This window comes from Streptomyces sp. DH12, from assembly GCF_020873895.1.
In the GTDB taxonomy this organism is placed as follows: domain Bacteria; phylum Actinomycetota; class Actinomycetes; order Streptomycetales; family Streptomycetaceae; genus Streptomyces.
Genome location: NZ_JAHWGT010000029.1, coordinates 24,448 through 48,705 on the forward strand (window position 1 = coordinate 24,448; position 24,258 = coordinate 48,705).

24 protein-coding genes and 2 pseudogenes are annotated in these 24,258 nt (G+C 73.0%); all 26 read left to right on the forward strand.

Translation table 11 applies throughout. The features are described from left to right. Window positions 1–43: 43 nt before the first annotated feature. Complete coding sequence (locus LPA54_RS24010; protein ID WP_228981265.1) at window positions 44–385, forward strand: hypothetical protein; 342 nt, start codon at window positions 44–46, stop codon at window positions 383–385. Then, complete coding sequence (locus LPA54_RS24015) at window positions 382–1,209, forward strand: hypothetical protein (protein WP_228981267.1); 828 nt, start codon at window positions 382–384, stop codon at window positions 1,207–1,209. Before LPA54_RS24010 ends, LPA54_RS24015 begins: the two co-directional genes overlap by 4 nt. Continuing rightward, entirely contained in the window at window positions 1,209–1,445 is a 237-nt protein-coding gene (locus tag LPA54_RS24020) for a hypothetical protein (protein WP_228981270.1), read from the forward strand. Before LPA54_RS24015 ends, LPA54_RS24020 begins: the two co-directional genes overlap by 1 nt. Next, a complete protein-coding gene (locus LPA54_RS24025; protein WP_228981271.1) occupies window positions 1,442–1,825 on the forward strand; it encodes a hypothetical protein in 384 nt (127 codons plus the stop codon). The genes LPA54_RS24020 and LPA54_RS24025 overlap by 4 nt, the downstream gene beginning before the upstream one ends. Beyond that, a complete protein-coding gene (locus LPA54_RS24030) occupies window positions 1,822–2,259 on the forward strand; it encodes a DUF6093 family protein (RefSeq protein ID WP_228981272.1) in 438 nt (145 codons plus the stop codon). Before LPA54_RS24025 ends, LPA54_RS24030 begins: the two co-directional genes overlap by 4 nt. Continuing rightward, window positions 2,256–2,645 carry an HK97 gp10 family phage protein gene (locus tag LPA54_RS24035; RefSeq protein WP_228981273.1) on the forward strand — a complete coding sequence of 130 codons (390 nt, stop codon included), beginning with the start codon at window positions 2,256–2,258 and terminating at the stop codon, window positions 2,643–2,645. Before LPA54_RS24030 ends, LPA54_RS24035 begins: the two co-directional genes overlap by 4 nt. Next, the gene (locus tag LPA54_RS24040) at window positions 2,642–3,109 is read left to right on the forward strand and encodes a hypothetical protein (RefSeq protein WP_228981275.1); all 468 of its coding nucleotides are present in this window, start codon (window positions 2,642–2,644) and stop codon (window positions 3,107–3,109) included. The genes LPA54_RS24035 and LPA54_RS24040 overlap by 4 nt, the downstream gene beginning before the upstream one ends. 100 nt (window positions 3,110–3,209) lie before the next feature. Then, window positions 3,210–3,683, forward strand: a complete 474-nt coding sequence (locus LPA54_RS24045; RefSeq protein ID WP_228981278.1) for a hypothetical protein — start codon at window positions 3,210–3,212, stop codon at window positions 3,681–3,683. Window positions 3,684–3,784: 101 nt separating this feature from the next. Then, window positions 3,785–4,351, forward strand: a complete 567-nt coding sequence (locus tag LPA54_RS24050) for a hypothetical protein (RefSeq protein WP_228981280.1) — start codon at window positions 3,785–3,787, stop codon at window positions 4,349–4,351. A 143-nt stretch (window positions 4,352–4,494) separates the two neighbouring features. Next, window positions 4,495–4,761: a hypothetical protein gene (locus LPA54_RS24055; RefSeq protein ID WP_228981282.1), complete on the forward strand. Its 267-nt coding sequence runs from the start codon at window positions 4,495–4,497 to the stop codon at window positions 4,759–4,761. A gap of 12 nt (window positions 4,762–4,773) precedes the next feature. Continuing rightward, on the forward strand, window positions 4,774–9,435 hold the full coding sequence (locus tag LPA54_RS24060; RefSeq protein WP_228981283.1) for a hypothetical protein: 4,662 nt from the start codon (window positions 4,774–4,776) through the stop codon (window positions 9,433–9,435). After that, window positions 9,425–10,330, forward strand: coding sequence for a phage tail domain-containing protein (locus tag LPA54_RS42925; RefSeq protein WP_228981286.1), 906 nt, complete (start codon window positions 9,425–9,427; stop codon window positions 10,328–10,330). Before LPA54_RS24060 ends, LPA54_RS42925 begins: the two co-directional genes overlap by 11 nt. A gap of 10 nt (window positions 10,331–10,340) precedes the next feature. Further along, the gene (locus tag LPA54_RS24070) at window positions 10,341–11,279 is read left to right on the forward strand and encodes a hypothetical protein (RefSeq protein ID WP_228981287.1); all 939 of its coding nucleotides are present in this window, start codon (window positions 10,341–10,343) and stop codon (window positions 11,277–11,279) included. Then, window positions 11,276–12,376, forward strand: coding sequence for a hypothetical protein (locus LPA54_RS24075; RefSeq protein WP_228981289.1), 1,101 nt, complete (start codon window positions 11,276–11,278; stop codon window positions 12,374–12,376). Before LPA54_RS24070 ends, LPA54_RS24075 begins: the two co-directional genes overlap by 4 nt. After that, the gene (locus LPA54_RS24080; RefSeq protein ID WP_228981290.1) at window positions 12,373–14,112 is read left to right on the forward strand and encodes a hypothetical protein; all 1,740 of its coding nucleotides are present in this window, start codon (window positions 12,373–12,375) and stop codon (window positions 14,110–14,112) included. The genes LPA54_RS24075 and LPA54_RS24080 overlap by 4 nt, the downstream gene beginning before the upstream one ends. 175 nt (window positions 14,113–14,287) lie before the next feature. Beyond that, window positions 14,288–15,103, forward strand: coding sequence for a hypothetical protein (locus LPA54_RS24085; protein WP_228981291.1), 816 nt, complete (start codon window positions 14,288–14,290; stop codon window positions 15,101–15,103). Window positions 15,104–15,465: 362 nt separating this feature from the next. After that, window positions 15,466–16,134: pseudogene (locus LPA54_RS24090) on the forward strand (LysM domain-containing protein); the annotation flags it as partial. A gap of 18 nt (window positions 16,135–16,152) precedes the next feature. Then, window positions 16,153–16,416, forward strand: a pseudogene (locus tag LPA54_RS24095) (peptidoglycan-binding protein); the annotation flags it as partial. Between the two features lie 42 nt (window positions 16,417–16,458). Beyond that, window positions 16,459–16,821 carry a hypothetical protein gene (locus tag LPA54_RS24100; protein WP_228981293.1) on the forward strand — a complete coding sequence of 121 codons (363 nt, stop codon included), beginning with the start codon at window positions 16,459–16,461 and terminating at the stop codon, window positions 16,819–16,821. A 39-nt stretch (window positions 16,822–16,860) separates the two neighbouring features. Next, a complete protein-coding gene (locus LPA54_RS24105; RefSeq protein WP_228981300.1) occupies window positions 16,861–17,154 on the forward strand; it encodes a hypothetical protein in 294 nt (97 codons plus the stop codon). Then, entirely contained in the window at window positions 17,151–17,873 is a 723-nt protein-coding gene (locus tag LPA54_RS24110; protein ID WP_228981307.1) for a collagen-like protein, read from the forward strand. The genes LPA54_RS24105 and LPA54_RS24110 overlap by 4 nt, the downstream gene beginning before the upstream one ends. Before the next feature lie 9 nt (window positions 17,874–17,882). Continuing rightward, entirely contained in the window at window positions 17,883–19,901 is a 2,019-nt protein-coding gene (locus LPA54_RS42930) for a GDSL-type esterase/lipase family protein (protein WP_228981309.1), read from the forward strand. A gap of 544 nt (window positions 19,902–20,445) precedes the next feature. Then, complete coding sequence (locus LPA54_RS24120) at window positions 20,446–21,075, forward strand: helix-turn-helix domain-containing protein (protein ID WP_228981310.1); 630 nt, start codon at window positions 20,446–20,448, stop codon at window positions 21,073–21,075. Window positions 21,076–21,172: 97 nt separating this feature from the next. Next, the gene (locus tag LPA54_RS24125) at window positions 21,173–21,424 is read left to right on the forward strand and encodes a hypothetical protein (protein ID WP_228981312.1); all 252 of its coding nucleotides are present in this window, start codon (window positions 21,173–21,175) and stop codon (window positions 21,422–21,424) included. Then, complete coding sequence (locus LPA54_RS24130; RefSeq protein ID WP_228981314.1) at window positions 21,421–22,596, forward strand: integrase; 1,176 nt, start codon at window positions 21,421–21,423, stop codon at window positions 22,594–22,596. The genes LPA54_RS24125 and LPA54_RS24130 overlap by 4 nt, the downstream gene beginning before the upstream one ends. Continuing rightward, window positions 22,593–23,729 carry a hypothetical protein gene (locus LPA54_RS42465; protein ID WP_267487551.1) on the forward strand — a complete coding sequence of 379 codons (1,137 nt, stop codon included), beginning with the start codon at window positions 22,593–22,595 and terminating at the stop codon, window positions 23,727–23,729. The genes LPA54_RS24130 and LPA54_RS42465 overlap by 4 nt, the downstream gene beginning before the upstream one ends. Window positions 23,730–24,258 lie beyond the last annotated feature (529 nt).

Sequence of the window (24,258 nt, forward strand, 5' to 3'; positions counted from 1 at the left end):
ATCCCCCCTTCCCCTCTGACCGCAGCACCCCCGGAGGAGCCCGATGGACACCGCCGTACGGGCCTGGCTCACCGGCCAGCTCGGCACCGCCACCGACCTCGCCGACCTGGAAGCCCGCTACACCCGGCTCGGCACCGCGCGCGCCGTCGCCCTCGAGGTCCTCTCCGAACGGCACGCCGCGCTCATCTCCCAGCCGGCCACCCTCAACGTCTCCGCCGTCCTCTCCTTCTCCCAGGCCGAGAACATCAAGGCCCTCGAACGGAAGATCGCCGAACTGCGCGCCGGGATCCCCCTCGCCCCCGACGAGACCGACCCCGACGGCGACGGCACCGCCCTCGACGGCGGGTTCAACGTCATCCGCCTCACCGCCAGGCCCCGCCGATGACCACCCCCGTACGACCCGGACGGCGCACCCTGCGCGCCCGGCTCCTGGCGTTCATCGCCGACGCCACCGGCCGCCTCACCACCATCTGGCGCCTGCTCACCCGCGCGCAGACCACCCTCCTGCGCGCGCTCGCCGCGATCCGGCCCGGCCGCAACGCCACCTCCCGCATCCGCACCGCCGAGCAGGCATTCCGCCGCGCGCTCGCCCAGTACGCCCGCGACCTCACCGCGTTCATCGAGCGCTGGGCCGCGACCGACCTGCCGATCGCCTACCGCGACGGCGCCCTCACCACCCTCGACCACGCCCGCCGCCCCCACACCCTGTGGTCCTGGACCCCCACCCACCAGGGCGCCATCACCACCCTCAGCGCCCAGTTCTACAGCGACCTCACCGGCCGGCTCCGCGACACCCTCCGCCGCGCCGAAGCGTTCCTGCGCGCCGCCCTCGCCGCCGCCCGCGCCCGCGCCACCCGCTTCGACCCGGCGCCCTTCCGGCCGGCCGCGCTACGCCGCGAGCACCCCCTCGACACCGTCCTGTACGCCGGGAACCGCCGCCACCCCGTCGAAGCGTGGGCGCGCGCCGCGCTGACCTGGCAGGCCGTCACCACCGCGAACACCGGCAGCATCCTCACCGCCGCCGAACAGCTCGCCTGCACCCACGTCGAGGTCCGCGACGGCGCCGGCTGCGGCTGGACCTCCCACCAGGACCCCGACACCGCCGACGGCACCCTGCGCACCATCAGTGACGCGCTCGCCCACCCCACCGCCCACCCGCACTGCATCCGCGAGATGCGCCCCCACCTCGGCACCCCTGGGAGTCCGTGATGCGCCTGACCATGACCTGCGGCGCCCGCCGCGTCGACCTGCGGATCGCCGGAGACGACGTCCACACCCTGGCCGCCGCCAAGCGCGCCGCCATGGCCCTGTTCGCCGCGCCCCCCGACCCGCCCATGCCCCCTGCCGCGCCGGATCCGGAGCCGTTCGGGTTCGCCCTGGTCGCCGACACCGACCTCGCCGCCGACCCCACCACCCCCGACGAGGACGAGGAGTGCCGCGCGTGAACGGCCCCGACCTGTCCATGGACCAGGAGCCCCGCCCGGTCACCATCACCACCGACGGGGTCCGCGCCCGCATCACCGTCGACGGCCGCGACCTGTCGAACGCGGTCCGCGCCTACACCATCGAGCAGCAGGCCGGGCAGCTCCCGCTCCTCGTCCTGTACGGCAGCGGCCGCCAGGACATCGCCCTGGAGGGGCTCGCCCACGTCGCGGTCGCGACCGAGGACCCCGGCCCCGCCGCCGCGGCGTTCCTGCGCACCGTCGACCCCGCCGCGCTGGAAGCCGCGGCCCTGGAGCGGGAAGACCTCGACGACACCCGGCACGCCCTCACCCGGGCGATGCTCACCCAGCTCATCGAGTGGGCCGAAGGACGGACCTCATGACCGGCCTCGACCAGGCGCTCGCCGGCGCCACCGCGTGGATCGTCGACAACCTCCTCGTCGACACGGTCCGGGTGGCCCTGCCCGGCACCGGTGACCCCGTCCTCGACGAAGAGTCCGGCGAGCTCGAGTACCCGGCCGGCGCCATCCTGTACGAAGGACCGGGCGCCGTCCTGCCCGCCAGCAACCCGCCCACCGTCGTCATCCCCGACGCCAACCTCCCCTGGCCCGACGAGACCCGATCCAGCTACCGCCTGATGACCCCCCTCGACGCGCCCGTCCCGCCCAAGGACGCCCTCGTCACCGTCACCGCCGCGCACTCCCCGGTCAGCGCCGCCCTGCTCGGCCGCGCGTGGCGCTGCTCCGACCCGGGCCTGGCCGGCACGGTCTCCGCCGTCCGCATCACCCCCCTCGACCAGATGCGGCAGACCGGATGACCCCCGACGAGCTCGCCGACCGCCTGGAGCAGGCCGCCGACCGCATCGGCCCTGCCGTCGAGCGGCGCATCCGGCACGTCGGCACGCTCGGCGTCGCCGAGGTCCGCGCCAACGCCTCCGGCCGGCCCGGCCCCAACGTCATCACCGGCGCCTACCGGGCGTCCTGGCGGGCGGACACCCGCGGCATCCCCTACGGCGCCCAGTGCACCATCGGCAGCGACGCCCCGCAGGCACGCCGCCTGGAGTTCGGGTTCTACGACATGACCGACTCCCTCGGCCGGCACTACCTCCAGCCGCCCTTCCCGCACGTGCAGCCCGCGCTCCCGCAGATCGGCGCCACCCTGCGCGCCCAGATGCGCCAGGCCCTCGAGGAGGTCTTCGAGTGATCGCGCGCCGCCCCGTGTCTCTCGCCGTCCAGACCCTCCTGGCCACCGCCACCGGCCTGCCCGTCGGCCGCGGCCGCGTCCCCGCCGGGCCCACCCCGGGCAGCCAGGCCAGCCCGCCGTACTACGTCCTGTACCTGCTGCCCACCACCCTCCACGGGCCGCCGCTGGCCGACGAGAACGCCGACGCCACGTTCATCTACCAGGTCACCTCCGTCAGCGGCCCCAAGCCGGGCGTCAGCGGCTCGTCGGGCAGCATCGACCAAGTCGAGTGGATGGCGGACAAGGCCCGCGACGCCGTCCTCGCCCGCGACCCGGGCACCGGCCTGTGGCTGCGCCCCCTCACCGTGCCGGGCGTGAAGAACACCGGCCGGTCCCTCGACATCGAACCGGGGGAATCATCCGCGCCGGACGATGCCATCATCACCTACGTACAGCGGTTCAGGTTCGACCTGACCCCCGCCTGACACTGCGTCGGGCGCGCACGACCGCACCGCGGCGGGACCCCACGCGGACGCCACCTTCTGTGGCCGCCAGCAGCCGTACGCATCACCAAGGGGTCCCACCATGCCGAGGTTTTCCCGCAAGGGCGTCACGAAGGTCTTCTTCATCGAGACGATCGCCGACGCCTCCTACATCCCCACCCGCGCCGAACTGACCGGCGCCACCAACCTCACCAAGGCCATCGCCGCCATCGACGGGTTCTCCCTGGAGAACCAGGAGATCACCACCCCGGACCTCGAATCCACGTTCAACAGCAAGATCCCCGGCGACGACGAGGCCGCCGACTCCAGCATCACCTTCTACGAGGACGACACCTCCAGCCTCATGGAGGAGGCCCTCGCCAAGGGCACCACCGGCTTCATCGTCTTCCTCCGCAAGGGCGACGTCCCCGCCTCCAAGAGCCTGGACAGTTTCCCGGTGCGCGTGGCCTCCCGCTCCCCGCAGATCACCGTGGAGAACGAGGCCGCCAAGTGGGTCGCCCGCTTCAGCATCACGGACACTCCGACGCTCGACGCCGCCGTCCCGGCCGCCACCTGACCCACCCCCCTTGAGTTCCTGGCCGGGCCCGACGGTGTTCGGGAAGGGGCGCCGCACGGCGCCCGGCCAGGTCCCCCCTTCCCCGACGGAGGACCACCCTCATGCCCAGCAAGACCACCAGCAGCCCGAATCCGCCCGCCGAAGCCGTCGCGAAGGACGCCCACTGGGCGGCCAAGACGGCCAAGCTGGAGCGGCTGCGGAGCCGGCAGCGACCGACCACGAAGCTCACCATCTGCGACGACCCCACCGTCCGCCGGGCCCTGGACGACGCCCGCCATAGGCACCTCCTTGCCACCGTCAAGGCCGACGGCGCCCCGGACGACACCGCAGCCCAGCAGGCGCTGCGCGACGCCGAGCAGCGCCTCAGCGAGGCCCAGGCTGCGTTCGACGAGGCGGCGATCTGCCTGACCTTCCAGGCGCTGGAGCGACCCGCGTTCGAGGCGCTGCGCCGCGCGCACCCGCCGACCGAGGAGCAGGCCGAGGACGGGCAGATCGTCAACGTCGCGTCCATCGCACCGGAGCTGATCGCCGCCTCCAGCCTCGACGGAATCACCGTCGATCTCGCCGGCGAGTTCCTCGACACCTGGGCCGAAGCCGAAGCCATTCAGCTGTTCCACGCGGCGTGGGATGTCCAGTCGGTCATTCGGGCTGACGTGGGAAAAGGCTGATCGCCGATGAGCAGCTGCGCGCCGAGCTGGAGCTGTGCGACCGGTGGGGCATCCCCCACAGCCTGTTCCTCGGCGCCGGCGACGGCCGCTGGACACCCCGCGACCGGGAGAAGGCCCTCGCCTACCGGGCCTACCAGCGCACCGTGTGCCCGCAGTGTGGCACCCGCCACGACGAGTGGGACCACGGCGGGCCCGACGAGGAAGACCAGTACGTCGCGGTCGGCCAGCGCTGCGTCGGCTGCCAGGCAATCGCCGACAAACAGCAGGAGCTGGAGAAGCGCGACGTCGACCTGCACGGCATGAAGATCGCGCTCCTGCCCGTCGCGGTGCACGCCGCGATGCAGGCGGAGCGGGAGCTGCACAAGGCCCGGCGCGGGCGTCGCGCCTGGGACGACGAGGACGACGAGTAGAAGGGAGGGCCGGTGTCCAACTGGACCCTGTCGGTGGACCTGCGCGGGCAGGGAACGGACCTGGCGCGCACGCTGCGCCAGAACGCCGGCCACGCCCGCACCCTCGGTGCTGCCGTCCGCAGCACCCAGCGCGACATCCGCAGCCTCGGCACCACCTCCCGGACCGCCGCCGGCCACGTCCGCGCCCTCGGCCAGGCGACCGACACCACACGCAGCGCACTCCTGCGTCTCGACGCCCAGGCTGCGCGGACCGAACGTCGACTCCGCAGCCTCGGCGCCCAGGCCCGGACGCTGCGCACCCAGCTCGCCCAGCTCCAGTCCGACATCCGCATCGCCGTCCGTCTGGACGACGAGACCGGCCCCGGGGCGGCCGCCGTTCGCTCGACGCTCGACGCGCTACGCGCCGAGAGCGCCGGCATCGCCGTCCGCCTCGACGACGACACCGCCACGACGGCGGCCGCCGTACGCACCACGCTCGACGACCTACGGGCCAGCGCCACCAGCATCGCCGTCCGCCTGGACGACGAGACCGCTCCCGGCGCCACCGCCATCCGCGCCGCCCTCGACCAGCTGCGCGCCGAGAGCGCCACCATCTCCGTACGCCTCGACGACGACACCAGCACCGCAACGACCGCCGTCCGGGCCTCACTGGCAGCCCTGCGCGCCGAGAGCCCCGTCAACCTCACCGTCGACGTGCGCCTGCGCAACGCCGCAGCCGCCGAGCGGGCCCTGCGCCAAATCCAAGACGCCGCCCAGGACGCCTTCCGGCGCCTGGCCGTCCTCGAACGTCGAGCCCTGCGCACCGCGAACGCGCTGAACGAGCTGCGCACCGCAGCCCGGGGCGCCGCCGGGGAACTGCGGCGCCTGGACCGCGCCGCGGACGGGGCGAACGGCCGCCTGGGCGACCTGTCCACCAGCACGCGCACCCTGCGCTCCGACATGGACGACCTGGACGGATCCCTCACCCAGGTCACCGGCCGCATGGGCGACCTACGCGGTGGCCTGGGCAGCGTCAGCAGCGCCCAGGCGGGCACCTCCCGGAGCACCAAGGGCCTCATCCTCGGGGCCGTCGCCCTGGCCACCGCGCTCATCCCCATCGCCGCCCAGGTCGGACCCCTCGCCACAGGGTTCGTGGCAGCCGCCGCCGGGGCCGGCGCGCTCGGCGTGGCCATCGGCGGGCAGATCAAGCACATCGCGGACGCCGCCGAGGCGGAGAAGAAGTACCAGGAGGCAGTCGAGAAGCACGGCAAGACCTCGGAGCAGGCCGCCGAGGCCGAGCGGGCGATGCTCCGGCAGATGGCGCAGATACCGGAGCCGACCCGCCGCGCGACCGCCGCCTTCCAGAACTTCAAGGACGAGTACGTCGACTGGTCCGACTCGCTGGCCGGCGACACCATGCCGATCGCCGAGAACACCTTCACGATCCTCACCGACTTCTTCCCCCACCTCACCCCGATGGTCCGCGGCTCCAGCCGGGAGGTGCAGCGCTTCCAGGCGATCGTCGCCGGGGGCATGCAGACCGACCGGTTCGAGGACTTCATGGACCGCGCCGCGGAGTTCTCCACCGAGACCCTCGCCCGCCTGAACTCCGGCATGGTCCGCCTCACCACCGGCATGGACACCGGCGAGGTCGGCGGCGACATCCGCGAGTTCTTCGACTTCGCGGAACAGCACGGCCCGCTCGTCGGCGAGACCCTGTCCGAGATCGCCCGCATGGCCATGCACCTGCTCACCGCCGCGGCCGACACCGGCGTCGGCGTGCTCACCCTCGTCAACGCCCTGGCCAGCCTCATCAACGCCATCCCCACCGACGTGCTGTCCACGATGCTCCAGCTGTACACGGTGATGAAGCTGGTCGGGCTCGGCGCGGCGGCGCTCGCCGCCGTCACCGGCCCCGCCGCCGCAGGCAGGCTCGCCGCGTACTTCGCCGTCATGCGCGCCGCCGGTGTCGCCCCCACCCTGCGCGCCACCGCCGGCTCGATGTCCGCCGTCACCAAGGCATCCATCGGCCTGGGCGTCCTGGCCGTCGCCGCCATCGGCATCAGCAAGCTCGCCGACAAGGCGCGCGGCGCCCCGCCGGACGTCGACCGGCTCACCACCAGCCTCAAGAATCTCGCCGAGACCGGGAAGTTCACCGGCGAGCTGGCCGACACCTTCGGCGACATCGACGGCGTCATCGAGAAGCTGGAGAAGCTCGGGCAGGCGACGAAGGACCAGCAGAAGTACGTCGACTCCTTCCAGGGCAGCGGCATGGTCGGCGCCCTCGACGACCTGCGGGCCGGCGCCAACGACCTGTGGCAGGACCTCACCCGCGGCGAGCAGTCCATCACCGCGCTGAAGGACGACTTCAAGGGCCTGGACGAGGCGCTCGCCGGGATGGCGAAGTCCGGGTACGGCGAGCAGGCCGCCGAGGACTACGCCCTGATCCAGTCCGCCGCGCGCGGGGCCGGGGTCTCCACCAAGGAACTCGCGCAAGCCTTCCCGCAGTACCAGGCCGCGCTGGAGGCCACCGCCGCCGAGCAGCGGCTCGTCGCCTCCGGGATGGGCCTGTTCGGCGAGCAGGCCCTGGCGACGAAGGCCAAGCTCGACAGCCAGAAGGCGTCCGCAGACGGACTGCGCGGCGCCATCCAGGCCCTCAACGACGTCAACCGCGCCGGACTCGGCGGGATGATCGCCTTCGAGCAGGCCATCGACGACGCCGCCAAGGCCGCCAAGGACAACGCCGGCCAGCTCCAGATGACCGAGGGGAGGCTGGACCTCAACAGCGAGAAGGCGCGCAAGGCAGCAACCGGTCTTCAGGACCTCGCCACGGCGACCGACGAGGCCGCGGCCGCCGCACGCGAGGCCAACGCCCCCTGGAGCGAGATCCAGGCCATCCACGACCGCGGACGCAAGGCGTTCCTGGAAGCCGCCGCCGCCATGGGTCTGGAAGCGCAGGAAGCCGAGGCGCTGCGCCAGCGGCTCCTCGACCTCCCCGATGAGCGTTCCACCCGCGTCACGATGCAGACCGAGGACGCCGTCGCCGGCCTCGAGTCCGTTATCGCGAAGCTCAAGGTCACGCCGAGCGGGAAATCCATCACCGTCACCGCCCTGACCCAGGGCGCCAAGGAGATGCTCAACGACCTGGGCTACACGACGAAGACCCTGCCCGACGGGCGGGTGATGGTCACCGCGAAGACCGGCCAGGCCATCGACGGCCTCGCCGCCGTCCGAGCGGCGCGCGACGCCCTCCAGGACAAGACCATCACCATCACGACCCGCCGGGTCGTCACCCAGCAGTACATCACGGAGACCTCCGGCGAGACGCGGCGCAGAGACAAGCTCCCGGCGGGCCACTACGCCGACGGCGGCATCGTCCACGCCGCGAACGGCCTGCTCGTCCCCGGCTACGCCCCCCGCCAGGACACCGTGCTGTCCCTGCTCTCCCCGGGCGAAGGGGTCCTCGTCCCCGAGACCGTCCGCAAGCTCGGCGCCGCCTCCGGAATGGGCAGCCACGGAGTCATCAAGGCCCTCAACGCCTGGGGCCGCTACGGCACCGACATGACCGCGTTCGCCGACGGCGGCATCGCCGCCCCGCAGCGGTTCGCCGACGGCGGGATCAGCACCTCCTACGACCCCACCGAGCTGTACACCCTCTCCGGGATCGCCTCCTCCTCCCGCGACGACAAGGGGAAGTTCTCCCCGGCGATGTTCGGCCGGCGCCTCACCTCGTCCCTCCGCGTGGCGCGCGCCTGGCGCAAGGACCTCGCCACGGTCGCTGCCCGGGCCGGGCAGGACGTCGCGGACGCGCTGGAGGCGATGGGCGAGGACGGCGTCGAGCTCACCCGGAAGATGGCCAACGGCTCCGCGAAGTACACCCGGCAGATGGCCGCGTCCCTGAAGGCTCTCGCCGACGTCTCCAAGGCCACCCTCGGCGACTACACCGGGCAGCTCACCAAGACGGTCAAGGACCAGACCGCGTTCCAGAACAACCTGCTCAAGCTCGCCGCGCAGGGGAACACCGACCTGGCCAAGGCGCTCGCCGAGCAGGGAGACCAAGCCGCCGCCGACCTCGCGGCCGCCGCGGTGAAGGACCCGCGCCGGGCCCGGCACGCCAACACCGCCGCCCGCCAAGCGGCCAACGCCCTGTCCCCGGACCAGGTCGAGCAGTTGGTCGCCATCATCGGCGCCATCGCCACCTCCAAGACGGGCATCCACGACGTCGCCGCGACGACCGGGCTGGGGGAGGACGACATCATCGCCGTCGCGACGAAGGCGTCCACCCGGATCAAGTCCGCTCTCGGCCCGCGCGCATCCCGGTTCCTCGCCGACCTCGCCCGCGCGAGCAAGGGCCTGTCCTACGCCGACGGCGGCATCCGGGAGGGCATCTACTCCACCGTCGGCGGCGCCGTCACCTTCGCCGAGCCCCAGACCGGCGGGGAGGCGTTCATCCCGCTCGGCGCGAACAAGCGCCGCGCCGCCACGAAGGTCCTCGCCGACGTCGCCGGACGCTTCGGCCTGGGCCTGACCGACATCCAGGCATCCCGGCAGGTCGTCGTCGTGAAGGAGGGCGGCGACACCTACGTCACCGTCCCCGCCGTCCGCACCGGCGCCACCGCAGCAGACATCGGCGCGCAGGTCGGCCGGCAGGTCCGCCGAGCCAGCAGGGGAGGGGTGGCAGCCCGTGGCAAGTGAGCCCGTACTGTCCGATGGGCAGGTCGACCTGTGCGGCACCGTCATCGGCCGCGGCACCACCGTCAACCTCATCGAGATCACCGGCCTGGGCCGGCCCCCGGTCCGCGACAACGACCGCGACCAGCCCGGGCACGACGGGTCCTGGCCGGGCCCGGACTACTTCGTGCCCCGGTCCGTGCAGATCGACGCCGCCATCAAGACCCCCGGCGACCCCACCGCGTGCGAGACGATGCTCGCTACCCTCCAGCAGCCCGCCTGGGACCCGACCGTCCGGCTCGCCGGCGGCGCCACCATGCACCTGCGGATCAAGCGCCCCGGCCGCCCGACCAAGCGCCTGGAGGGCCGCCTGCGCCGCCTCGAATCCGAGTACGCGCAGGTCAAGCACGGCTACATGCCCCTGGACATCGAGTTCGTCGCCACCGACCCCACCTGGTACGCCGACACCGAGACCGTCACCGAGATCCCCCTCGGCTGGCTCACCGGGGGCGGCTTCGCCGCGCCCGTGGCCGCACCGATCTACGTCCAGGACGGCGCCACGGCCGCCGACCGGCCCGGCTGGGCCACCAACGCGGGCACCGCCGACGCCTGGCCCATCATCCGCATCACCGGGCCCTGCTCCAACGTGACGATCATCCACGTCGACAGCGGCCGGACCCTCGCCATGCCGACCCTGAGCCTCACCGCCGGGCAGTGGGTGCAGATCGACACCCGGCCCGGGCACCGCACCGTCACCCGGGAGACCGGCGGCAACGCCACCTCCCTGCTCACCCCCGCCTCCCGGATCGACCTGTTCTCCCTGCCGCCCGGCACCAGCGAGATGCGGTGGACTGCGTTCGACCACACCAACACCGCCCGCATGCGCCTGACCTGGCGCGACGCCTACACCGCCCTCTGAGGAGCCCGCCGTGACCCTGATCCCGCAGCCGATCCTCGTCAACGGGGCGACCCACTCCGCGCAGCAGTTCCGCCTGCTCGTCGAGGACCTGTCCCGGGGCAACGAGGGCATCACCCGCGGCACCGACATGAAAGTCACCCAGCTCGGCACCCCCGGCGGCAGCGTGCAGGTCGCCTCCGGCACCGGTGTCGTCCGCGGCCGCTTCGCCGCCTTCCAGGGCACCTACTCGGTCGCGAACGTCGGCTCCACGACCGTCGCCATCGCCGGCACCGGCGGCACCCCGCGCTCCGACCTGCTCATCCTGCGCATCGAGGACCCCCAGTACGAGGGCGTCCTTGACCCGGCCGTCGACGCCGTCGCCTACTTCCAGGTCATCTCCAACGTCTCCTCCACCGCCACCGCGATTCCCGACGGGCGCACCGGCATCCCCCTCGCCCGGATCGACATCCCCGCCTCCACCTCCACCATCACCGACGCGATGATCGTGGACGTCCGGAAGATCGCCAACCCGCGCCGGGAGCGGGAACTACTGCCCCCGCAGTCGCCCACCGCCCTCAGCGCGCTGATCGGCGCCAGCACCACCTACTCCTACTTCTCCACCGCCCCGGGCTGGAACATCGCCGTCCCCTCCTGGGCGAGCACCGCCCGCGTCCGCGTCGACGGGTCCGCGCTGCGCCTGACCACCGCCGACTTCTACGGCGGCTTCCGCGCGACCCTCGGCGCCTCCCTCGTCCTGCAGAACGTCACCATCGACGACAACGGCGGCGCGACCACCCGCCGCGTACAGTCGGTGTCCGCCGACACCCTCACCATCCCCGACGCCTACCGCGGCACCACCCAGCTCCTCCGCGCCCAGGCCGCCGGGTACTCCGGCAACGCCGGCCGGATCGCCGTCGACCCCTCCTCCACCCTGATCGGCGACATCGAGTTCATCGAGGCGCCCCGATGACCAGCCAGGACCGGATCCTCACCCAGCACGCCCTGACCGGCGAGTGGCTGTCCATGACCCTGCCCCTGCGCGACCTGGAGTACGGGCCCGAGCTGTGCGGGCCCGGCAGCCTGTCGGGCACGCTGGCGCCGCGCCTGCTGGCCCAGCACCCCACCCTCGCCGACCCCGGCACCACGAACATCTACGTCGAGTCCGACGGCGAGATCCAGTGGGGCGGCCTCGTCTGGGACGTCCGCACCCAAGGCGATCAGCTCGCCCTCGAGGCCGCGTCCTGGTCCTCCTACGCCCAGCACCGCCACGACCTCGACGGCGAGCTCGGCGGCCGCGGCCCCTACACCAACGCCGACCCCTGCAAGGTCGTCCGCGACATCTGGGCCTACCTCCAGTCGGTACCCGACGGGAACCTCGGCGTCCTCGTCGACTCCACCACCTCCACGGCGAAGGTCGGCACCCCCGCGGACCCCTACAGCTTTCCGTTCTGGGAGCACCCCAACCTCGGGGACCGGATGGACGACCTCGTCTCCGGCGACGCCACCCCCGACTACACCTGCACCACCACCTGGAACGCCGACAAGACGGCGGTGGTGAAGCGGATCCGCCTCGGCTGGCCCCGCCTGGGCGCCCGCCGCACCGACATCTCCTTCGCCTCCGGCGTAAACATCGTCGAGGACCCCGAGATCCAGCTCGCCGGCGACGACTACGCCCAGGTCGTCATCGCCGCCGGCGCCGGGGACGGCCGCGCCAAGCGCCGCCAGATCTCCGCCGTCCGCAACGGCCGCCTCCGCCTCGAACACGTCCTGGACCTGCCCGACATCAAGGCCAACGACGTCCTCGCCGCCCGCGCCTCCGCCGAACGCGCCGTACGCCAGAACCTCGGCACCGTCGAGCAGATCACCATCCGCGACACCCCCGCCGCGCCGTTCGGCTCCTGGCAGGTCGGTGACGACATCTACACCCGCGTCCACAACGCCTGGACCAACTACACCGGCTGGTGCCGCGTCACCGGCTGGACGATCCGCCCCCACGCCGTCGGCGGGCCGCAGGCCACCATCAGCCTCCGCCCGGCCGACACCTACCAGTACGGAGGCACCACGTGACCTACGACATCGGCCGTGAGCTCGCACAGCTCAAGAAGCGGCTGGAGGCAGTCGAGCGGCAATCCCGCCTCGGCTCCGCCAGCGTCGACGACACCACCCTCGAGATCCGCGACGCCACCGGATCCCTCCGCGGGCTGATCGGCCAGCAGGCCGACGGCACCACCGCCGTCAACGTCGTCAACGGACCCACCCCACCCGCCCCCTCCACGCCCAGCGTCACACCTGCGCTCGGCGGCCTCGCCGTCACCTGGGACGGAACCTTCACCGGTGGCGCTCCGGCCCCGCTCGACTGGTCCCGTGTCGAAGTCCACGCCGCCCCGGACACCGGCTTCACCCCGACTCCAGACACCCTCCAGGCCACCATCGAGTCGCCGCAGGGCGGCATCGTCTACCTTCCCGCCACCGAGCCTCTGCACGTACTTCTGTTGTCGAGGAACACCTCCGGCGCTGCCTCCTCCACCACCACGACCGTCGGCCCCTACGAAGCGCGCCCCCTCGCCGACGACATCGGGCCTGGCGGCATCACCGAAACCCACATCGCCGACGGAGCTGTCACGACGCCCAAGGTCTTCGCCAACGCCATCACCACCCCCCTCCTGGCCGCCGGATCGGTGGACGCCGTCGCGCTCAAGGCGGACGCCATCACCGGAAAGATCATCACCGGGGGCGTCATCAACGGCGCCGAGTTCCACAGCGACAACGGCGCCGGCGCACTTGTCGACATCGAGGACGGCAAGGTAACCACCACCGCGTCCAACGGCTGGAAGATCCTCATCGACCCCACCCAGGCGCGGCCCGTCGTGGACTTTCACGACGGCGCGGGCAACATCGCAGGGTCCATCAACGGGTCCGGCGACAACGGCGAGCCCTCCCTCAACATCTCCAGCGGTCCCTTCCCCGATGGCGCCATCACCGACTGGCGCTGGGTCACCGCCCTCGGCCGGGACGCCACGGGCAACGGATGGCGAGTGGCCCGCGTGCGGCATTCCGACAACAGCGTCCAATCCGGCGGCCACATCCACGCCACCCCCACCTACACCCAGATCGGCTACATCGACACCGCGAACCCGACCGACAACGTCAACCTCTACATCGGGTTTCGCCACTTCCTCTTCCACGAGGGCCGCGCCTCCATCCAGCCCCCGGCGAGCGCGGACAGCGCCCTGACCGTGTCCGCGAAGGCGGCCCACACCGGCAAGCTCCTCCACGTCCGCCTGGGCGACGCCGACCGCCTCACCGTTTCGCCGGCAGGAGACCTCCAAGCCGCCGGCAGCATCGCCGCACCAGCCCTGACCGTCACCGGAACAGCAACGGTCGGCCAGCTCGCCGCCGACACCACCACCTGGACGGCCTACACCCCCACCGTCGCCGGCGGCGGCACCGCGACCTACACCGCCCGCACCGGCTGGTACTACAAGCTCGGAAAGATCGTCTTCTTCTCCGCCGAGTTCACCGTCGGGACCGCCGGCAGCGGCGCCTCCCTCGTCACCGTGACGACGCCCACCGCCATCGACCGCACCACCCGCCAGGTGTTCCCCCTGCACGCCAAGGGCGCCTGGACCTCCGGCATGGCTGGCAACGGCAACGCGGTCTCCCTCGAGACCGGCAGCGGCAACGTCATCGACCACCTGTCGATGTCGAACGACAACGCGCAGAACCGCGACGGCGTCCTCGCTGGCGTCAACCTGCTCTCCACGGCCCGCATCAGCATCACCGGCTGGTACCGCGAAGCCTGACCCCACCCCCACCCGGCGGTGAGCAGGGCAATGCCCGCCCGCCCAGGCGCCTACGCTGAACCCGACGGCGACCCTCCGCCGAGCTCCACCCCCCGAGGGACTGCGCGACGGCCACTGGCCGCGCAGCACACCACCCACCAGCTCTGGGCGCGGGGAGATCCAGGAGCTCGGGCGAGTGCCCACCACCATCGACGCCTACGCGTACCCGGTCCAGCCGTCCCTCGGCCGCCACCACGTCCTCGACGGCCGCAGCCTGGCCTACCGGCGCCCCTACGACGGCCACCGGCTGCGCACCGCCGCGTGGGAACCGCGCATCCCCGTCCTCGACCAGCGCAACCTCCTCTCCCAGGGCGTCCACACCAGCACCATGGGCCTCGACACCGACATCGACGCGCTCGCCTCGTGCACCGGCAACGCCGCCGCCGCGCTGCTGTCCGTCATCGCCCCCGACCGCGCGGCCGCCGACGGCCTTGACCTCGCGGACGCGGCGGCCGCCCAGCGGTACGCCATCGACCTGTACTCCGACGCCACCCGCCACGACCGCTGGCACACCGCGTGCTGGCCCACCGACGACTGCGGCTCCTCCGGCCTCGGCGTCGCCAAGGCCCTCCGCGCGCGCGGCCTCATCGACCAGTACGGCCACGCGATGACCGCCGAAGAGCTGTGCGCGCTGCTCCAGACGGGGCCCGTCCTCCTCGGCATGCCCTGGTACGCCGCGTTCTCCGAGCCGGACCGGGACGGGTTCATCGACAACGTCGCCTGGTCCGCCTCCCCCCTCGAAGGCGGCCACGAGGTGTGCGTCACCGCCCTGGAACGGGTCCCGAACTGGGACGGGGTCCTCGACTACGACCACACCATCCTGCGCTTCCGCAACTCCTGGGGCGCGACGTGGGGCGACCACGGCGACGGCCGGCTGCGCCTGTCCACCTACCTCGCCATCCAGGCCCACTGCGACGTCATCCAGCCCCGACTCGACGGAGTGACCCCGTGACCACCTTCCACGTGGCGGTCGACCACCTCGACCCCGACACCCTCACCCCCACGACGACCTACCTGGGCACCTGCGACCAGGCCCACGTCGACGAGGTCCGCGCCATCGCCGCCCTCGACACCAGCCCCCGCCACGTGCGCGAGCACCCCCGCCAGCCGGGCGCGTTCCTGGTGCTGCGCGACGACGGCGACCTCGACGTGTACGTCCCGGTCGACGCCCCCGACTTCACCGTCCGCGACCCGGACCCGGCCCTGCCGGCCGACACCCCCGACGGGGAGACGCCGGATCTGCCGCGCGGCGCCGCGGGGCCCGCCTACATCGCCGGCGCCGTCCGCTTCGGCGCCCAGCGCATCGGCGGTGCCATGGACACCAGCTCCCCGCCCCGGGTCGTGTGGCACACCACCGAGTCCCCGGCCGGCAGCAGCTACTTCTACAGCGTGGCCACCTTCCTCATCCGGGTCGGCGCCGAACCGCAGGTCATCTACGACCCCGTCTCCGACCTCCTCGGCCAGTTCGGGCCGCTCACCTCGAGCGGCCGCGCGCTGCGCAACGACGGCACCCGCCGCACCAACCGCGAGGGGAAGGTGTGCATCCAGGTCGAGGTCCTCGGCCGGGCCCGCTCCCCGTGGACGGACGGCTTCGACCCGGCGGCGAAGCCGAACTTCCGCAAGCTCCTCGCCGCGGCCCGCGCGCACGGCGTGCCCGACACCTGGCCCGCCGGCTCCCCGGCCGCGACCGCTGCTGCGGCGACCCGCCGCGACCGCACCACCTGGCAGACCCGCGGCGGGCACTACGGGCACTCCCAGGTCCCCGGCAACGACCACTGGGACCCGGGCGGCATCGACACCGGCATCGTGCCGGGCAAGCCCGACGCCCCGGGCCCCAGCACCCCGCCCCCGGCCACCGGCGTCCACGTCGTGAAGAAGGGCGAGACCCTCTCCGCCATCGCCGCCCGCCACAAGACGACCGTCCCCGTCCTGGCCAAGCTCAACGGCCTGAAGGACCCGGACGTGCTCAAGACCGGCCAGCGCCTCAAGCTCCCCACCGCCGCACCGAAACCGCAGTACGAGCCGTTCCCGGGCGCCGCGTTCTTCCACACCGGCCGGCGCTCCCCCCTCATCACCGCGATGGGCCGCCGCCTCGTCGCCGAGGGCTGCGGCCGCTACAACCACGGCCCGGGCCCGCAGTTCACCAACGCCGACCGGAACTCCTACGCCGCATGGCAGCGCAAGCTCGGCTACTCCGGCGCGGACGCCGACGGCATCCCCGGCAAGGCGTCCTGGGACGCCCTGAAGGTCCCCAAGCAGCTCTGACCTCCCTGAACCCGCCCGCCCGCTCACCCCTTGGAGACACCTGTGTCCACCCCGAAGTTCTTCGGCCGGGAGCCCGCCGCCTGGCTCGCCCTGGTCGCCGTCCTCGTCAAGCTCGCCGCCGCGTTCGGCTGGGACGCCAGCCCCACCGTGCAGGCCGCCGTCAACGGCTTCGCCGCCGCGGGCATGGGCGTGCTCATCGCCCTCGTCGTGAAGGACGGCCTCGGCGCCGCCATCGTCGGCTTCGCCCAGGGCGCACTCGCCCTCGCGCTCGGCCTCGGCCTCGACTGGTCCAGTGAGCGGCAAGCCGTCGTCATGGCCTTCGTCACCGTCGCCGTCGGCATGTGGGACCGCACCCAGGTCACCGCTCCTGTCCCGCCGAGCCCGGCGCGGCCCACCACGCCCTGACCCGTATCCCGCCCACACCCCCCACCACCCGGAGTTCCCGTGACGGACGAGCCGACGCCAGGAGAGATGGTCAGGAGGCTGGAAGACCGGCTCAACGACGTCCGCGACGACATCCAGCAGCTCGGCCGGCGTCTCGACGAGAAGGTCGACCAGCGCATCTACGACCTCCGCCACGAAGCCCTCGGCTCCCGGGTCGGGACCCTCGAGACGCTGCGGGAGAAGGACGCCGAGAAGCTGGTCGCCACCCGCCGCTGGCTCATCGGCGCCGTCGTGGTCCCCCTCGTCGGCATCCTCCTCCCGGTCATCATCCTGCTGAGCCGGGGAACCTCATGAGGTCGAAGATCCGCGCCCAGGAGAGGCGCTGGCGGCGAGGCGACGTCCTCGCCCTCACCGCCGCGCTCACCCTCGGCGCGGCGTTCGCCTGGATCATGCTGTCCGTGCAGGGGCTCCGCGACGACCTGCGCGCCTCGAACGCTGCCCGTGACGCGCTCGCCGAGCAGGTCCTCCGGCTCGGCGAGCAGCCCATCGCCGGCGGCCCCGGAAGCCGCGGCGAGCCCAAGGCCGTCGCCGGGCCGCCCGGCCCGGCCGGCCCGGCGGGCGTACCCGGCCCCACGGGGCCGCCCGGGCCGCCGGGGGTGGCCATCACCGGCGCGCCGGGACGCACCGGCCCCCCAGGGCCGGTCGGCCCGTCCTCCACCGTGCCCGGCCCGGCCGGGCAGAACGCGGTCGGCGAACCCGGGCCCGCTGGGAACCCGGGACCCGCTGGCCCGCCCGGCCCGCCCGGTCCGGCTGGCGCCGACGGGACCGACGGAGCCGATGGCGCTGACGGAGTTGACGGCCGGGACGGTACGGACGGCCAGCCCCCCGCGGGCTGGACGTACACCGACACCGAGGGCGCCACCTACACCTGTCGGCGCGCCGACGACTTCGACCCGGCCGCCCCCCGCTACACCTGCACCCCCACCAGCACGCCCGCCCCTCCGGCGGACGACACCCCCGGCACCCCGCAGCCGTCCCCGCTGCTCGGCGTGCTCGACCGCCGCCGTCTCTGAGGAGCCGCCGTGACGTTCCCCGCCGGTCTGCCGACCACCCTCCTCACCTACACCGCCGTCAACCCGGCCGGCGGCAGCCCGGCCCAGGGCACCGTGGAGTTCGCACCCACCGTCCCCGCCATCACCGTCCCGGGCCACGATCCCGTCTTCAGCGGCCGCGGCACCTACCCGCTCGACAGCCTCGGCCGGCTCGTCGACGGCGACCAGGTCGGCGTGCGGCTCCTGCCCAACGACATCCCCGGCGCCAACCCGTCCGCCTGGGCGTGGCTGGTCACCGTCCGCATCACCGGCGCGCCCGTCCGCTCCTTCTACATCCGCCTGTCGACCAGCCAGGAGACCGCGGACCTGAAGACCTTGGACCACGCCGACCCCGCCCGCGCCCAGTACGTCCTCGTCCCGGGCCCGCAGGGCGAGCCCGGCCCCGCCGGCGCAGACGGCCAGGACGGACTGGACGGCGCGCCGGGGGAGCCGGGCCCCAAGGGCGACCCCGGTGAGACCGGGCCGCAGCCGCCCCTCGGCGCGGCCGGCGCCGGACCGACCATCGCCCTGCGCTCCGACGACCCCACCACGACGAACGCCCGGACCCCCCTGGCCCACGCCGACAGCCACGCCCCGGGCGGGCCCGACCCGCTCACCGCGGCGACGATCGGCGCCGAGACCCCGGACGGCGCGCAGGCCAAGGCCGACGCTGCCGAGCAGGCCGCCGTCACCGCCGCGGCGAGCGACGCGACGACGAAGGCGAACACCGCCCAGACCGCCGCAGTCCAGGCCGCAGCCACCGACGCCACGAGCAAGGTGAACACCCACACGGCGGCCGCCGACCCGCACGGCGACCGCGCCTGGACCCGCGCCCGCTTCCTCCCCGCGGCCACCTCGCGCCGCCGCGACCTCCCCGACCCCGCCCTCGCCGACGGCCTCCACACCGGCACCGCCCCGACCATCAGCACCGCCCAGACCACCACCCCCACCAGCGGCTACCTCAAGTACGCGCCGCCCGGCGTCGCCCTGACGGGCACCGACGTGACGGGCCCGTTCACCTACGCGGGCGCCGGCGGGTTCCAGATCGGCGCCTCTGGGGCGAACCTCTCCTACGTCAAGCCGACCTCCCGCTACCCGAACACCTACGACTCCGGCCAGTCCGTCTGGGCACTGGAGTTCTTCACCGACGCCGCCGTCTTCCAACTGCGCTTCCAGCACCAGAACGCCGCGATGTACCGCCTGTCCATCGACGGCCGGAAGGTCACCGACCTGATGCAGCCCGTCGGCGGGACCACGGCCGGCTCCGGGCACATGATGACCGTCGACCTCGGAAGCGCGGCGCCGCGCCGGATCCGCTTCGACTTCTCCACCGTCCCGTTCGGCGGGATCTACCTACCGCCCACCGCCACCATGTGGTCCTCCCCGCTGCCGGGCGGCCGCTTCATGGTGCTCGGCGACAGCATCAGCGACGGCTCCGCGCAGAACACCGGCGGCGGCGCCGGCACCTGGTTCGCGCGCGCCGCCCGCCTCCTCGGCGCGGCCGACGCCTGGGAACAGGGCCGAGGCGGCACCGGCTACATCACCGCCGGCGCCTTCGCCACGTTCGGCACCCGGGCCCCGGCCGACGTCATCGCCTGGACCCCGACCCGGCTCGTCATCTGGGGCGGCTACAACGACAACACCGGATCCCAGTCGGCCATCTCCACGGCCGCGGCCGCCCTGTACGGGCAGCTCCGCTCCGGCCTACCGGACTGCGAGGTGTACGTGCTCGGCTGCTGGTCCCCGACCGGCAGCCCGGGCGCTTCGATCACGAACACCGACACCACGCTGCGCATCGCGGCGGCCGCCGCCGGCTACCCGTTCGTCTCGCCGGTGACGGGGTCGGTGTACGACTCGGCGGGCGCCCTGGTGGTGACGCACGGCCCGTGGATCACCGCGGGGAACGCGGCCGCGTACGTCGGGGCCGACGGCGTCCACCCGACCGACGCCGGCCACGTCTACCTCTCACGCCGGATCGTCGCTGCGATCCGGGAGTTGATGCCCGCCTGACCCACCACGTGTCCTATGGATTTTTGACTAAAATAAGGGAGTCTTGCACTCCCAGCAGCCTGCGGCAGGCCGTCGGCACCTACAGCTACGATCGCCGCATGAGCACGACTCCCGATGATGTAGAGGCAGCAACGCTGGTCTGCGGGGCCTGCCGGGCGAGCCTCCTGAAGCCGGCTCCTGTTCAGTGGGAGCCGTTGTGGCACGAAGGGTGGCGCTGGCTCGGCACCCTGGGCTTGGTGTCGTGCCCCTCGTGTCCGCCTGTCGTAGTCGTCGACGAGCACGGCAGGCACGTTCGACCATAGGGGACCGACGAGGGCCCGACGTCGGCTGGCGCCGCGTCGTCTCGTCGGAGGGGCGCGCAGGACAGCGACAATCCGAGCCGAGGCGTCACAGGCTCCTTCGCTCAGAATCGTTCCTGACGAAGTCGTTGATCACGAAACCATTCGCCTGGTCAGAGGCGCGCGCCGGGCAGTACAGGCCCCTCGCTCCAGATAAGGTTTCTTCTCAAGAGCCACGACTTCTGAAGCGGGGGGAGGGCTACGCCATGAGCAAGACCGTGCGCCTCCGAGAACATAGGTACGACATCATCGACGCTTACAAGCAGGGCGCGACCCTGTCCGACCTCGCGCGCCGGCACAGCGCTACGACGACGGACATCCGCACGTTGCTGCTCAGCAACAGCGTCCCCCTGCGTACGGAACGGATGCCAGGCCCCGAGGTCGTTGAGGCGTTGGTGGCGGCGTACGCGAGTGGCGGGACGGTGAACCAACTGGCACGTGACTACCAGCTCGGAACAACGACCGTCAGACGGGTGCTGGTGGAGAACGGTGTCAAGGTACGCAACCAGGGCCTCACTCAGCAGCAGCGCGCCGAGGTGCGCCGCTTGTACGCACAAGGTGAGAGCGCTGCCGCCATCGCCAGGGTCTTCGGCGTAGCCCGGATGACGGTCCAGAAGGCTGTCGAGGAGCACGGTGGCACGATGCGAAGTCATGCCGAAGCCCGAGCCGTTCGACGAGGCGAAGTCCCGGTCCTGTCCGACGAGGAACTCGTGCAGCGGTATCAGGCGGGTGACAGCATGGTCCGCCTGGCCGAGGAGTTCCACGTCGGGACCAGCACCCTTCGCCGTCGATTGCGCGCCTTGGGAGTGCCCAGCCGCAGGAGGGGTGGAGCGTGAACGAGTCGATCATCGAGTTCCTGCGCGCCCGCTACGACGAGGAAGACGGGTGGCTGCTGAAGAAGCATCCCCGGCTCGGCGTGCCGGGGGCCCGCCGGTGACCCCCGATGACGAGGCGACCGCACACCTGCTGGTGACCGCGGCCTTCCACGATGCCGCGGCCGGCGCCGATGAGCGGGGGGACTCCAGCATCGGGGACTTCTCCCGGGCCGTCCTGCGCCGGTTCGAGGAGCATCAGCACCTGGAGGGCTCCCTGTACGCAGTCGTGATGAAGTACGCCCTGGAGCACGCGCCGCCCGAGGACGTGGCGGCGCTGCGCCGCTGGATCGCGGAGGTGACCGGGCCGTGAGCAACGACGACGTAGAGGTGGTGGAGGCCGAGCTCGTGGACGACGTCCGCCTGCCCGCCATCGCCAAGGGTCGGGCGCCTGCCGTACCGGTCCCGGAGAGGGACCCGGATGCGTGGTTGCCGCCGGAGGCGGAGGAGGACGTCCAGGCCGGCATCCCTGCGTCCACGGAGCGGGCGTACGGCGGCGACATGCGGCGGTTCGCCGAGTGGTGCGCGACGGTCGGCCGGCGGGCGATGCCCGCGGCGCCGCAGACGGTGACGGCGTACATGTCGTACCTGAAGCGCACGCCCCGGGAGAAGACCGGGCGGCCGTACGGGCCGAGGTCGATGGGGCGGATCATCGCGTCGATCCGTGCGTCGCACCGGGCGGCCGGGCTGAAGCCGCCGGACACGATGGGCGCGCGGAAGGTCGTACGCGGGTACCAGGCGGAGCTGGCGCTGGCGGAGGACTCGGCGGCGCAGCCGAAGAAGGCGTCCCCCGCCGACCGGGTGGTCCTGCGGGCCGCCCTGGGGGAGCTGGACCGGGAGCGGATCGCGGGGAAGCGGGACGCCGCGCTGATGCTGCTCGGGCACGCCATCGCCTCGCGTGGCAGCGAGCTGGTGCCGCTGGACTGGCCGGCCAGGTTCACCGAGCTACCCGACGGTGGGCTGCGGGTGCGGGTGTACCGGATCAAGCGGAAGCGGTGGCAGGACGTCGACGTGCCGCTCGATCCCGACGCGGAGCTGTGCGCGGTGCGCGCCGTCCGGGCTCTCGTGGAGGCCCTGGCGGTGGAGTACCAGGGGGACGGGCGGCCGTACGCGGGGCCGCTGTTCATGCGGATCGACCAGCACGGGTACGTCGGTGTGGACATGACCCGGCGCGGTGAGCGGATCGGGGATCCGTCCGGGCGCATGACCGCGGAGGCGGCCAGTGACGTGGTGGACCGGTCGGTGGGCCGTACGGGCCTGGCGGGGAACTGGTCGTCGCACTCGCTGCGTCGGGGGTTCGTGAAGTCGGCGCGCCGGGCCAAGGCGGACATCATCGACATCGGCCGGCACGGCGGGTGGGACGATCGGTCGAAGGCGCTGATCGGGTACATCGACGAGGAAGACAGCCAGGGTGAGCGGAACCCGCTGTCGGTGATCGGCCGTGCGGAGACGGGTGACGCGGTGCGGGGCGGGGACGAGGCGTGAACGAACGGCAGTACGGGGCGGCGTCGGTGCGGCGGCTCGCCGCGGTGGTGGAGCGGATCGCGCCCCGGGACCGTGAACGCTGGGAGCAGCGGGAGCGCGTGCCGGGCGCGGGTGGGGTGCCGGTGCAGGTGTCGCGGTCGCGCGCGGACCAGCTGTGGATGGTGGTAGGCATGTTCGATCGGGCGGTGGGTCGGGAGGAGATGCCGGTGCGGGCGGGCCGGTCGGCGGCGCAGCTGTTCACGTGGGCTGCGCTGCGGCCGTTCTGGGCGCTGGCGGCGGCGGGGACGCTGCGGGCCCGGGAGCAGGAGGTGGCGCGGCCGTTGTCGGTGGCGTCGCTGCGGATCGTGCGGGACTGCCTGGACATGCTCGCGCGGGTGGTCGTGCCGGGGAAGGTCGTGCGGCTGCCGGTGGTGGAGCAGGTCGAGCCGAAGGCGGTGGTGGCGCCGCGGTCGCGGGCGGTGCTGTACCGGGAGCTGGTGGATCTGGCCGGGGCGGACCGGGGGGACTGGCGGGCCGGGCTGGGCTTGTCGTGGGAGGAGCGGGCCCGGCTGCTGGCGATGGTGGCGGTCGTGCTGGACACCGGGGCCCGGTCGGGGGAGCTGGCGGCGTTGCGGATGCCGGACCTGGCGGCCGGTGAGGAGGCGGTGGGGGTGCGGCGCCGCGTGCAGCGGGGGTCGTCCCGGGTGGAGGAGATCTCGGCGTTGGCGGAGGTGCACCCGGACACGGTGCGGGCGGTGCTGGGCGGGCGGCTGGAGCGGATGTCGTACGCGAAGCGGCAGCGGGTCCTGGCGGCGGTGGGGAGGTTGGAGCCGGCGCCGGAGGTGGAGTGGTACCCGCTGCGGGATGGGACGCGGGTCGCAGTCCGCCGGTGGCTGGCGGTGCGGGAGCAGATCGTGCAGCAGCTGCCGTTGGAGGGTGGCCGGCCGGGGGTGTGGGTGACGTTGTCGGCGACGCAGGTGGGCCCGCCGGGGGTCACGCTGGGGCCGCGGGGGCTGCGCGACTCCTACGGGCGGGGCATGGCCGCGCTGAACACCGCGATGGCGGGCCGGTTCGGGTGGGAGCCGCTGCCGACGACGCTGGAGCAGCTGCGGCGCGCGGTGGACGTGGAGCCGTTGGAGAAGGCGCCGGTCTAGTAGTCGCCGTCGTAGCCGTACATGTCGGGGGTGTCGCCGCAGCAGGCGGGGCACATGCAGCGGCACGAGTCCTCCCGGCCCGTGCACGATCCCGGGCGGCCTTCCTCGCCGTCCTCGTGCGCTGACCGTCCAGGGCAGTACAGGCCTGGCTCGGGACACTCGCTGACTGCGCATTCGTGTGTCTCGCACCAGGTCCTCATGGCCGTGGCCAGCTGCACGTCGCCCCATACTCCGCCGTAGCGGCGTGCGTTGTCCTTCCATGGGCACTGGGCTTCGACTTCCTGCGGCGGGCAGGAGGGGGCGCTGCCGTCCGGGTAGCTCTCCCAGCCGCCGTCTGTGGGGAAGGACGACCAGTCCCGTCCATCGGGGGCAAGCCACTCCAGCCACTGTCGGGGGCCGAGCTTGTGACTGGAGGTTCGGCGACGCCATACGGTGACGCCGCAGCCGGTGCACCGTCCGGCGTCTTGGTCGCCTTGGAGGCGATGCTGGCCGGTGATGTCGGCTAGTTGGACGTGGGTGCCGTGCATGG